Annotated in this window: 14 protein-coding genes and 1 pseudogene; 10 read left to right on the forward strand and 5 right to left on the reverse strand. The window is 62.3% G+C overall.

All coding sequences use genetic code 11. The features are described from left to right. From ccoG to RBR29_RS07745, 3 genes are all read left to right on the forward strand, one after another. A partial coding sequence (gene ccoG / locus RBR29_RS07735; protein WP_320348392.1) for a cytochrome c oxidase accessory protein CcoG occupies nt 1–1,220 on the forward strand: 1,220 nt, incomplete at its 5' end. Between the two features lie 31 nt (nt 1,221–1,251). After that, nucleotides 1,252–1,476, forward strand: a complete 225-nt coding sequence (locus RBR29_RS07740; RefSeq protein WP_320348393.1) for a hypothetical protein — start codon at nt 1,252–1,254, stop codon at nt 1,474–1,476. Between the two features lie 29 nt (nt 1,477–1,505). After that, a complete protein-coding gene (locus tag RBR29_RS07745; RefSeq protein WP_320348396.1) occupies nt 1,506–1,757 on the forward strand; it encodes a hypothetical protein in 252 nt (83 codons plus the stop codon). 35 nt (nt 1,758–1,792) lie between these two features. On the opposite strand, the gene RBR29_RS07750 is transcribed toward RBR29_RS07745, so the two are convergent. Further along, nucleotides 1,793–2,470, reverse strand: coding sequence for a helix-turn-helix domain-containing protein (locus RBR29_RS07750; protein WP_320348397.1), 678 nt, complete (start codon nt 2,468–2,470; stop codon nt 1,793–1,795). 4 nt (nt 2,471–2,474) lie between these two features. Between RBR29_RS07750 and RBR29_RS07755 the strand changes: the two genes are divergently transcribed. The 6 genes from RBR29_RS07755 (at nt 2,475) to thpD (ending at nt 6,636) form a co-directional block, all read left to right on the forward strand. Next, the gene (locus tag RBR29_RS07755) at nt 2,475–2,789 is read left to right on the forward strand and encodes a hypothetical protein (protein WP_320348399.1); all 315 of its coding nucleotides are present in this window, start codon (nt 2,475–2,477) and stop codon (nt 2,787–2,789) included. 148 nt (nt 2,790–2,937) lie between these two features. Then, nucleotides 2,938–3,474 (forward strand): MarR family transcriptional regulator, encoded by a 537-nt coding sequence (locus tag RBR29_RS07760; RefSeq protein WP_320348401.1) that lies wholly within the window; start codon nt 2,938–2,940, stop codon nt 3,472–3,474. Further along, a complete protein-coding gene (gene ectA, locus RBR29_RS07765; RefSeq protein WP_320348402.1) occupies nt 3,471–3,992 on the forward strand; it encodes a diaminobutyrate acetyltransferase in 522 nt (173 codons plus the stop codon). Before RBR29_RS07760 ends, ectA begins: the two co-directional genes overlap by 4 nt. A gap of 20 nt (nt 3,993–4,012) precedes the next feature. After that, nucleotides 4,013–5,320, forward strand: a complete 1,308-nt coding sequence (gene ectB, locus RBR29_RS07770) for a diaminobutyrate--2-oxoglutarate transaminase (RefSeq protein WP_320348404.1) — start codon at nt 4,013–4,015, stop codon at nt 5,318–5,320. Further along, nucleotides 5,317–5,712 (forward strand): ectoine synthase, encoded by a 396-nt coding sequence (locus tag RBR29_RS07775; RefSeq protein ID WP_320348406.1) that lies wholly within the window; start codon nt 5,317–5,319, stop codon nt 5,710–5,712. Before ectB ends, RBR29_RS07775 begins: the two co-directional genes overlap by 4 nt. Nucleotides 5,713–5,733: 21 nt before the next feature. After that, on the forward strand, nt 5,734–6,636 hold the full coding sequence (thpD, locus tag RBR29_RS07780) for an ectoine hydroxylase (RefSeq protein WP_320348408.1): 903 nt from the start codon (nt 5,734–5,736) through the stop codon (nt 6,634–6,636). 75 nt (nt 6,637–6,711) lie between these two features. On the opposite strand, the gene ehuA is transcribed toward thpD, so the two are convergent. From ehuA to ehuB, 4 genes are read right to left on the reverse strand one after another with little or no spacing between them, the layout of a single operon-like run. Further along, nucleotides 6,712–7,524, reverse strand: coding sequence for an ectoine/hydroxyectoine ABC transporter ATP-binding protein EhuA (gene ehuA / locus RBR29_RS07785; protein ID WP_320348410.1), 813 nt, complete (start codon nt 7,522–7,524; stop codon nt 6,712–6,714). Nucleotides 7,525–7,532: 8 nt separating this feature from the next. Continuing rightward, nucleotides 7,533–8,225, reverse strand: a complete 693-nt coding sequence (gene ehuD / locus RBR29_RS07790) for an ectoine/hydroxyectoine ABC transporter permease subunit EhuD (protein WP_320348412.1) — start codon at nt 8,223–8,225, stop codon at nt 7,533–7,535. Continuing rightward, complete coding sequence (gene ehuC, locus RBR29_RS07795) at nt 8,226–8,897, reverse strand: ectoine/hydroxyectoine ABC transporter permease subunit EhuC (RefSeq protein WP_320348413.1); 672 nt, start codon at nt 8,895–8,897, stop codon at nt 8,226–8,228. A 7-nt stretch (nt 8,898–8,904) separates the two neighbouring features. Next, nucleotides 8,905–9,780: an ectoine/hydroxyectoine ABC transporter substrate-binding protein EhuB gene (ehuB, locus tag RBR29_RS07800; RefSeq protein WP_320348414.1), complete on the reverse strand. Its 876-nt coding sequence runs from the start codon at nt 9,778–9,780 to the stop codon at nt 8,905–8,907. 384 nt (nt 9,781–10,164) lie between these two features. On the opposite strand from ehuB, the pseudogene RBR29_RS07805 reads away from it, so the two are divergent. Continuing rightward, nucleotides 10,165–10,442, forward strand: a pseudogene (locus RBR29_RS07805) (3-deoxy-7-phosphoheptulonate synthase); the annotation flags it as partial.

Genomic DNA, 10,442 nt, shown 5'->3' on the forward strand with positions numbered 1-10,442 from the left:
TCTATCTGTTCGGGATGGTGCTGTGGCCTCAGGATGTGATCTATCTGACGGTGCTGCTGGTACTGTCGGCCTATGCCTTGTTCCTGTTCACCGCCATGGCGGGGCGCTTGTTCTGTGGCTACGCGTGTCCACAGACGGTCTATACCGAATTGTTCATGTGGATCGAGGCCAAGGTCGAGGGTGACCGCCTGGCCCGCATCCGTCTGGACGAGCAGCCCTGGAGCGCCCGGAAATTGCGCATCAAGGCTACCAAGCATTTCCTGTGGGTGATCCTGGCGCTGTGGACGGGCTATACCTTCATCGGCTATTTTGCGCCGATCCGCGAACTGAGCGCGCATCTGCTGGCCTTTGATCTTGGGCCCTGGCAGTGGTTCTGGATGCTGTTCTACGCCTTTGCTACCTGGGGTAATGCTGGTTTCATGCGCGAGGCCGTCTGCAAGTACATGTGCCCGTATGCGCGCTTCCAGAGCGTGATGGTGGATGACGACACCTTTGTCGTGACCTACGACCATGTCCGTGGCGAGCCGCGGGGCGGGCGTTCGCGCAAGATCGACCACAAGGAAGCCGGCATGGGTGATTGCGTGGATTGCAGCTTGTGCGTGCAAGTCTGCCCGACCGGCATCGATATTCGCGACGGCCTGCAGTACATGTGCATAGGCTGCGGGGCCTGTGTCGATGCCTGCGATACGGTCATGGACAAGATGGGCTATGAACGCGGCCTGATCCGTTACACGTCGGGCAATGCCATCACCGAACGCTTGACTCAGTCCCAGGTACGCCGCCGTATGCTGCGTCCTCGCGTGCTGGCCTATTCGGCCCTGCTGGGGGCCATTGCCATTGCATTCGTGTTTTCGCTGGCCACGCGCACGACGCTGCGAGTGGACGTGATCCGCGATCGGGGTGCGCTGGGCCGCGAGATCCCCGGCGGTCTGATCGAGAATGTCTATCGGTTGCAGATCATCAATTCCGACGAAAGCCCGGTCGATCTGGAACTGCGTGCTACGGGGGTGCCTGGCCTGGTCCTGCAGACCGCCGATCAAGGCGCTGCCCGGGTGCGGGTAGAGGGCTCGGCCAACCGACTGGTCCCCGTGGTATTGCGGGCGCCGGCCGACGGACTCAAGCCGGGGCTGTACGATATCCAGTTCGAGACGTCCGGCACGCGAGATTCCGGCGAGGCTGCGCAGGTGACCGAGCAATCCAGTTTCTATGTGCCGCACTAGGACTGTTCACACTCATCAAGGGGAACACACCATGGTATCGAAAACCCAGGAAATCGAAACCCTGTCCGAGGGGCAACCCTGGTGGCGGCATCGCTGGCCCTGGCTACTGGCCCTGGGGCCCGCCGTGGCAGTGGTCGGCTGCGTCATCACCATCGTGCTGGCATTCCAGGCCTACGGAGATCAGGCTATCATCGATGGCGGGGGCCGGCAGGGATTGGTCATTACAGCCCCGGCTGCTTCGACGACTCAGCGCTGAGTTCACTGTTCACGTATGGGAGGCAGGCTTTGCGTGCACGCAATCTGATGTGGGTCCTGTGGCCGTCCTTTCTCATGGCAGGTGTTACGAGCGCAATCGTGTTCGCACTGGTCGATCCCCTGGATGTCGTGTTTTTGGGGCATCTGCAGGTGAGCCGATTCACGGTGTATACCGTCGGCTTTTTCATCTTCTGGGCCATGGCGGCCTTGTCCAGTGCGTTGACGCTGCGCATCGCCCCGCGCGGGGTCGAACTGGACGAATTCGGCGACCCGGTGGAATAAGGGCGGGCGCTTGCGTGCCGGTCCGGCCGGCGCAGTCAGCGGCAGTCGGTTCCGGACAGGGCCTGCAGGCTCGTCATATCCAGGATCTGGACTTCGCGCTGCTGGACCCGGATCAATCCTTCGCGGGCAAAACGGGAAAACAGGCGGCTGACGGTTTCCAGGGTCAGGCCCAGGAAATTGCCGATTTCCTCGCGGCTCATGCGCAGGATGAATTCATAGGGCGAATAGCCCAGTATCTGCAGGCGTTGTGACAGGTTCAGCAAAAAGGCGGCCAAGCGCTGTTCTGACCGCAGGCTGCCCAGCGCCAGCAGCAACTGGTGGGATCGGCTGATTTCCTTGCTCATCAGGCGGCGCAGTTGGCGCTGCAGAGAAGGCAGCTGAGGCGCCAGGTGATCCATTTCGTCCAGTCGGATGATGCAGACCTCGGAATCTTCCAGGGCGATTGCATGGGAGACCTGCTGTTCATACATCAGGCCATCCAGGCCCAGAACTTCGCCAGGCAGCAGGAATCCGGTGATCTGGACCTGGCCATTGGCATCCTCGATCTGGGTCTTGAGCGACCCGGACCGCAGGCCGTAGACCGCCTCGGAGGCATCGCCCTGGCGATACAGTGTCCCCCCTTTGGGGAGACGGAAGCGTTCCTTGATCAGTTCGTCCATCTTGGCCACGTCTTGCCGGGTCATGCCCAGCGGCAGGCAGATGGCGTTCAGCATACAGGTGGAACACCGCGTCGATTCGGGTGCCACGGGGATGCGCCGTGGCGCATTGGCCCTGCGGATTGGCCCGGAAGAAGGAGGGTCAGCCAGCAAAATAGAACCTGTCAAAAAAAATGAGCTCCAGAGAAAGGCCCCTGATCTCGTGAGGGATTATAAGTTCTTTGTCAGGATATTTGTGGCCTGCACTATTATTTCCCCCGATTTTGTCCTGGGGAATCTTGAATTTTACGGGTTTTGGACCAGGGCATACAGGAGGAACAAGCTGAATTCAACGGCCTTTATTTTTTTAATAAAAAAATATTTCAAAATTAAATGAAGGGCCTCTGGATCAGTCGCGCTGCAAGCGGAGTGCTGCGCATGGGGAAGCCATGCGGGTCTTGTCCTGCCGGATTTGTTCTTGACCCATATGATTAATGGTCTTATCATTTCAACAGAAATCAATTTTTTGAGGATGTTCCATCGCCATGAATACCCAGACGGATGCGCAGCAGGCCTATGACCTGCGGATCCTGCGGGCCTTGCGCCGCATCACTCGGGCTGTGGCCCTGCATTCCAGGCAGTTGTCGGCCTGTAGTCACATCACGGGCCCCCAGCTGGTCTGCCTGCGGACCGTGATCGAAAAAGGACCGATGACCGCCACCGCGATCAGCCGCGAGGTCCATGTCAGTGCCAGCACGGTCGTCGGGATCCTCGATCGCCTGGAGGACAAGGGTCTGATCGTGCGTGAGCGTGGCCGTGAAGACCGCCGTATCGTATTCGTCAGCGCGACCGAGGCCGGGCGCAATCTGGCGCGGGATACGCCTTCGCCCCTGCAGCAGAAGCTGGCCGAGGCCCTGCAGGCCTTGCCAGAACTGGAACAGGCCACCATCACGCTGTCGCTGGAGCGAGTCGTGGACCTGATCGAATCCGGCACCGGGCTGGCTCCGGCGGCGGACAGCCAGTCTCCCATGCTGGATGTCCCGGTGGGTGGCGTGGCCCCCGAATCCGGACTGGTGGTTTGACTGCGGGGCCGGTACGGCTGCGCCCACCCGCCCGTGCGGATGGGCCGGATCTACGGGATCTTGTGATGCGCTGTCCACCCCTGGATCTGAACTCTGTCTATCTCTATCTGCTCCTGGGCGAGCATTTTTCCGATACGTGCGTCCTGGCCGAGGATCAGGATGGTCTGCTCGGCATGGTGTCGGGCTACCGTCCACCTGGCCGGGACGATACCTTGTTCGTCTGGCAGGTAGCGGTGGATCCCCGGGCGCGAGGCCGGGGATTGGGCCTGGACATGCTGTTGGGCCTGTTGTCGCGCCGGGGGCGGTCCCCGGTCCGCTGGGTCGAGACGACGGTGGGGCCCGGGAATCGGGCCTCGCGCAAGCTGTTTGCCCGTCTGGCCGTGCGCCTGGGTGCCGCGCTGGACGAAACCACCTTGTTCGAGGCGGCCTTGTTCGGCTCGGGCGCCCACGAGGCCGAGCCGCTGTTGCGCATCGGTCCGTTCACCCTGCCGGTCCCTGAAGCGGGCCGGATTTCATGAATGATGAAAAGGAGGAACCCATGGACTTGAGCATTTTCGACCGGATGGAGTCGGAAGTCAGGGGCTACATCCGGTCGTTTCCGGTCATTTTCAGCAAGGCGCGCGGTTCGGAACTGTATGACGAGGATGGCCGTGGCTACCTGGATTTTTTCAGTGGCGCGGGTACCTTGAACTACGGGCACAACAACCCGGTCCTGCGCGAACGCATGATGGCGTATCTGGAGTCCGACGGGGTGACGCATGGCCTGGACATGGCCACCAGCGCCAAGAAATATTTCATGCAGACCTTCGATCGGCTGGTGCTTGAACCGCGCGGCCTGGATTACGTGCTGCAGTTTACTGGCCCTACGGGCACCAATGCGGTCGAGGCGGCGCTGAAACTCGCGCGCCAGGCCAAGGGCCGCCAGAATGTGATTTCATTCACGCATGGTTTTCACGGGGTGTCCGGCGGTTCACTGGCCGCCACGGCCAACCAGAAATTCCGCAAGGCTGCCGGCGTGGCGCTGGGCAATATCAGCTTCATGCCCTACGACGGCTATTTCGGTCCGGATGTGAACACCATGGCCTACCTGGAACGCATGCTGGACGATCCCAGCAGCGGTCTGGATCACCCGGCGGCGGTGATCGTTGAAACGGTTCAGGGTGAAGGTGGCGTGAATGTCGCCTCGCAATGCTGGTTGCGCGAACTGGAACGCCTGTGCCGGCGTCACGACATGTTGCTGATCGTCGATGACATCCAGGTCGGTTGCGGACGTACCGGTGGCTTTTTCAGTTTCGAGGCGGCAGGGATTTCGCCGGACATCGTCACACTGTCGAAATCCCTGTCGGGCTTCGGGCTGCCCATGTCACTGGTGCTGCTGCGCCGCGAACTCGATGTCTGGGAACCTGGCGCGCACAGCGGCACGTTCCGTGGCAATAATCTGGCGTTCGTCACGGCGGCCCAGGCGCTGGAAACATACTGGACCGACGGGACGCTGAGCGCGGACGTCGCTGCCAAGGAACGTCTGGTGCGCGACTGGCTGGAAAATCTGGTGCATAGTTTTCGCGCTGCGAGCCTGGGCGTGCGCGGGCGTGGCCTGATCCAGGGCCTGGTTGCTCCGGTGGGAGACGACCTGGCGGGCCGGATCGCGCGGCGGGCTTTCGAACAGGGCGTGGTGATCGAGACTTCGGGCGCGCGCGACGAGGTGCTCAAGGTGTTGCCTGCTCTGACGATTGCGCGTGAGCAGTTGCTGCAAGGGCTGGAGATCATCGAACGCAGCGTGGGCGAGGTCCTGGCTGGGGCAGGGCTTCGGCCTCGGGCGCTGAAGATTGCCGGAGGTGGGCGATGATCGTGCGCAACGTGCGGGACGTCATCGGGACTGACCAGGAAATCGTGACGGAAAACTGGACCAGCCGCCGGGTGCTGCTGGCCCGGGACGGCATGGGGTTTTCTTTCCATGAGACCGTGATTTTTCCCGGGACCGAAACGCATATTCATTATCGCAATCACCTGGAGGCCGTCTGGTGCATCGAAGGGGATGGCGAGATCGAGACCATCGCCGATGGCCGGAAGTACGCCCTGGGCCCAGGCGTGGTCTATGCCCTGGATCAGCATGATGAGCACTGGCTGCGTGGCGGCCAGCAGCCGTTGCGGGTGATCTGCGTGTTCAACCCGCCTCTGATGGGCCGCGAGGTCCATGATGCTTCCGGCGTCTATCCGGCGGCCGATACGGTGGCATGATCCCTGTGGAGTGAGGAGACGATGAAGGATTTCTATGTATCGCGGACGGGGCGGGATGCGGCGCTGATCGCACGCGGCGATCCGGTGGTCTACGGTGAAGGCCGCTATGTCGATGCGCTGGATGAGGCCCGGCTGCGGCGCTACGAGCAGGACGGATTCCTGGTCCTGCCCGACGTATTCGATGCCGATGAAATCGAGGCCTTGCGTCAGGAGGCAGTGGCGCTGGAACATGATCCGGACGTGCGCGAAGGCGAAGAGATCATCCGCGAGCCGGGGGGCACTGCCTTGCGCTCGATCTTCCGGGTGCATGAATTGGGGCAGCGCCTGGCCGACCTGCCGCGTGATCCCCGGTTGCTGGACGTGGCCCGCCAGATCCTGGGGTCCGAGGTCTATATTCATCAGTCGCGGGTGAACATGAAACCGGCGCTCGATGGCAAAGAGTTCTACTGGCATTCCGATTTCGAGACCTGGCATGTGGAGGATGGCATGCCGGCCATGCGAGCACTGAGCTGCTCGGTGCTGTTGACGGACAACACCCCCTTCAATGGACCATTGACGTTGATTCCGGGTTCGCACCGGCAGTTCGTGGCCTGCATTGGCGAGACTCCCGAGAATCATTACCGGACCTCGCTGCGCCGCCAGGAAGTGGGGGTGCCGGACCCGGTCAGCCTGCGGCTGCTGGCCGAAAAAGGTGGGCTGCACGCGGTGACGGCCGCGGCGGGTTCGGTGGTGTTTTTCGACTGCAATACGCTGCACAGTTCAGGCGGCAACCTGTCGCCTTGGCCGCGCAGCAATGTCTTCATGGTCTACAACAGTGTTGAAAACCGCCTGGAGGCGCCATTCCATGGTATGCAGCCGCGGCCCGAACACATTGCAGCGCGGCGCTCGATCGAAGCGCTGACACCGCTGCGGGCAGTTGCCTAGGGACCCTGCCCGCGTCGGGGGGGGGCGGGGGCTCTCAGCCAGAATCCCCTGGGGTTGGGGCCCTTCGTCCGCTGTTCAGGCGTTCTGGCGGGCCTGGATGAAGGTTTTCAGGAATTCCCGAGTCCGCGCTTCCTGAGGGGCGGTGAATATGGCCTCGGGCGGCGCCTGTTCGACGATCGTGCCTTTGTCGAAGAAGCACACCCGATCCGATATCTGGCGGGCGAATTCCATTTCGTGTGTGACCAGCAGCATGGTCAGGTCGTGTTCTTCGGACAGGCGGCGGATGACGGTCAGCACTTCGCCGACCAGTTCCGGATCCAGGGCCGAGGTCGGCTCATCGAACAGCAGGATGTTCGGGCGCATCGCCAGCGCACGGGCGATGGCCACGCGCTGCTGCTGGCCGCCGGACAGCTGGCTGGGAAATTTGTCGGCATGGTCGGTCATGCCGACCAGATCCAGATATTCGTAGGCGCGTTGATCCGCTTCGGCCTTGGACAGTCCCAGCACATGGACGGGCGATTCGGTGACGTTGCGCCGTACCGTCATGTGGGGAAACAGGTTGAATTGCTGGAACACCATGCCCATTTCCTTGCGCATGGCCCGCAGGTGGGCTTCGCTGGCGGGGACGGGGCGGCCATGGCGGTATTCATGCCACAGGGGTTTGCCGGCCACATGGATCAGGCCTTCATCCAGGGTTTCCAGCGTCATCAGGATGCGCAGCACGGTGGATTTGCCGGATCCCGAAGGGCCGATGATGGTGACTTTCTCGCCCTTGGACACTCGGAAGTCCAAGTGATCGAGCACGGTGGCAGCGCCGAAACGCTTGACGACCTGGTCCATGGTGATGATGGCGTCGGTCGGGTCGGGGGGGATCGAAGAATCGGGCATGGCGTTGTTCATTGCAGCGGGATGCCGCGTTTGGGCAGGCGCTCGTCCAGGACGCGCACGCCGGCGGAGGCGACCAGGGTCAGGATCAGGTACAGGGCGCCCACCAGCGTCAGCGGCACCATGTAGTTGAAGCTGCGGTCGCCGATGATGCGCGCGACGTTGAGCATTTCCAGGATGGACACGACCGACAGTACGGGCACGTCCTTCATGATGGACACCAGGTAGTTGCCCAGGGCCGGGATGATGCGCGGGATCGCCTGAGGCAGAATGATGACTGTGAACGTGCGCAGGGGCGAGATATCCAGCGCGCGGGCGGCCTCGGTCTGGCCCCGGGCGATCGATTCCAGCCCGGCGCGGTAGACCTCGGACATGTAGGCGCTGTACTGCACGCCCAGTGCCAGCGCACCGGTCAGAAAGGCCGGCAGCACCAGACCATATTCCGGCAATACGTAGTACAGGAAGAACAGCTGCACCAGCAGCGGGGTGTCGCGCAGAAATTCCGTGAGCAGCCGGGCGGGCCAGGAGATCAGCCGGGTGCGTACGCTCTTCAGGGCCGCCAGGACCAGCCCCAGCGTGGCGCCGACCACGAAGCCCAGCAGTGTGGCCTCGATCGTGACGACCAGGCCGCGCAGCAGGATGGGCAGGATCGACCAGGCGAACACCCAGTCGTTGGTGGTGTCCCATTCGATGCCGAACAGCATTCAGATCCCCCTGGCGCGCCAGCGCCCGACGTGTGTTTCCAGAAGGCGCATCAGGCCGGCCAGCACCAGCGCCATGCCGAAATACATCAGCAGCAGCAGGGTGTAGACTCCGACGCTGTCCTGGGTGAAATTGCGCACGCGCTCGGCCTGGAAGGCCAGGTCGCCCAGGCCGATCAGCGAGACCAGAGCGGTGTCTTTCAGGTTCTGCACGGCCAGGTTGCAGAAACTGGGCATCATTTCCGGAATGGCTTGTGGGATGGCGATGCGCCACAGAGTCTGGCGCGGCGTGAAGTCCAGTGCCTTGGCCGCTTCGTACTGGTTGCGTGGCACCGCCTGGATCGCGCCGCGCACGACTTCGGCTCCGTAGGCGCCGATGTTCAGGCTCAGGGCCAGCGTACCGGCCACGACTGGCGGCAGGCGCAGATCCAGGCCCAGGGCCTGCCCCAGAACTGGCAGGGCGAAGAACAGCCAGAACAGCTGCACCAGCAGCGACGTGCCACGGAAGATCTCGATCAGGGCGACCGAAGCCCAGCGGCAGGGCAGGGAACGCGACAGGCGGCCGATTCCGAACAGAAAGGAGAACACCGCCCCCAGCAGCGTGGAATACAGGGCGAGCCGGATCGTGACCCAGGCGCCCTGCAGCAGCGGGTCCAGATAGGACAGCCAGTCCATGCGGTGATCAGCCGGTGCAAAGCTGCGCCGTGGAGCGCTCGAAGGACTGGGAAGCGTCCTCGGCCGAGAAGCCATAGCGGCTCATGATCTTCTGCCACTCGTCGGTCTGCTTGAACTTGGCCAGTTCCTGGTTGACGGCATCGCGCAGCGAGCCCGAATCCTTGGAAAAGGCAAAGCCGCCCCAGCTGCGCACAGGCTGGCCATCCACCACCGGATCCTTGAAGTCGCTGGCGGCTTCGGCCTTGCCCTTGCTCTTGGCGGCCAGTTCCCCGACGGTCAGGCTGGTGGCGGCATAAGCGTCCGCGCGCCCGGTGGTCACCGTGGAGATCGCATCTGCGTTATTGGCGATGGTGACGATCCGGTCGGCAGGGACTTTCAGGGCCTGGAGGATTTCCAGCTGGTCGGCGCCGGCCATGATGGCGATCTTGTGGTCCGATGTGGCGAAGCCTTCATAGCTGTGGAGTTGTTTCGGATTGCCCTTGGCGACCAGCAGGCCTTCGCCGTAGGAACTGTTTGGTTCGGAATAGAGCACCTGCTCGCAGCGCTGCGGCAGGATGGCCATCTCTGCGGCGACCATATCGTAGCGGTCGGCCTGCAGGCCCGGGATCAGGGAGCCGAATGCGGTGGTGGTCCATTCGATCTTGCCGATCCCCAGGGCCTTGGCAATCTGTTTGGCCACGTCCGGCCCGACGCCTTTGGCCTCGCCGTTCAGGTCCATGTAGCCATAGGGGATTTCATTGGCGACGGCCACGCGCAAGGTGCCACGATCGCGGATGGTGTCGAGGTCGGCGGCCTGCGCGGCGCTGCCCAGGCCGAACACGCAGGCGGTTACCGCAGTCAATAGATGGGGAATCCGTGGGGATTGCGGGTGTTTGAGCTTCATGGAGAGTCTCCTGGATGGATACGCATGAAATGATGTCTAGGCTAATGATCGATTATAGAATGATTTCAATACAAATCAATTCATGCAGAACGTTCTGATTCCAGGGGTGTTTCAGGGGGGGGCAGGAGGGCTGGGTTTCCGCCAGACCGTTGTCGAGATCCCGCTGTCAAGACTGCCTTGCTTCGGCTGGGCGGGCTGTGTTAGGATGCAGGAATGCATTCGATTCCTTACTTTTTCTACTTTTTTACGTTTCCAAAACCGCTGGTGGAGGAAGGGAATCGCTGTACGAAAAAGTAGACCACACATTCCCGAAAAAGCCGCCGGCGCTGCCAGGCGGCTTTTTTGTTGTCGCCCTTGCATCCGGCCCATGAATGGAGCATGACTGTGTCACACAATACCGACGATACCCGCATCCGAGAAATCCGCGAGCTGACCCCGCCCGCCCACGTGATGCGTGAATTCCCCTGCACGGCGGATATTTCCCGTACGGTCCATGATGCGCGGCGCGCGATTCACGATGTGCTGTATGGGGCGGACGACCGGCTGGTGGTGGTCGTGGGGCCGTGCTCCATTCACGACACCCAGGCTGCCATGGAATACGCCCGCCGCCTGGCGCCGCAGCGCGAACGTCTGGGCGCGGATCTGGAAATCGTCATGCGGGT

Origin of the sequence: Castellaniella sp. (genome assembly GCF_034007085.1) — a bacterium.
In the GTDB taxonomy this organism is placed as follows: Bacteria; Pseudomonadota; Gammaproteobacteria; order Burkholderiales; family Burkholderiaceae_B; genus Castellaniella.

What these genes read in the sequence shown, in the direction of transcription:
- RBR29_RS07740 (WP_320348393.1), top strand. Translation starts at nt 1,252, where the DNA reads ATGGTATCGAAAACCCAGGAAATCGAAACCCTGTCCGAGGGGCAACCC.
- RBR29_RS07750 (WP_320348397.1), bottom strand. Translation starts at nt 2,470, where the DNA reads ATGCTGAACGCCATCTGCCTGCCGCTGGGCATGACCCGGCAAGACGTG.
- RBR29_RS07760 (WP_320348401.1), top strand. Translation starts at nt 2,938, where the DNA reads ATGAATACCCAGACGGATGCGCAGCAGGCCTATGACCTGCGGATCCTG.
- ectB (WP_320348404.1), top strand. Translation starts at nt 4,013, where the DNA reads ATGGACTTGAGCATTTTCGACCGGATGGAGTCGGAAGTCAGGGGCTAC.
- RBR29_RS07775 (WP_320348406.1), top strand. Translation starts at nt 5,317, where the DNA reads ATGATCGTGCGCAACGTGCGGGACGTCATCGGGACTGACCAGGAAATC.
- thpD (WP_320348408.1), top strand. Translation starts at nt 5,734, where the DNA reads ATGAAGGATTTCTATGTATCGCGGACGGGGCGGGATGCGGCGCTGATC.
- ehuA (WP_320348410.1), bottom strand. Translation starts at nt 7,524, where the DNA reads ATGCCCGATTCTTCGATCCCCCCCGACCCGACCGACGCCATCATCACC.
- ehuD (WP_320348412.1), bottom strand. Translation starts at nt 8,225, where the DNA reads ATGCTGTTCGGCATCGAATGGGACACCACCAACGACTGGGTGTTCGCC.
- ehuC (WP_320348413.1), bottom strand. Translation starts at nt 8,897, where the DNA reads ATGGACTGGCTGTCCTATCTGGACCCGCTGCTGCAGGGCGCCTGGGTC.
- ehuB (WP_320348414.1), bottom strand. Translation starts at nt 9,780, where the DNA reads ATGAAGCTCAAACACCCGCAATCCCCACGGATTCCCCATCTATTGACT.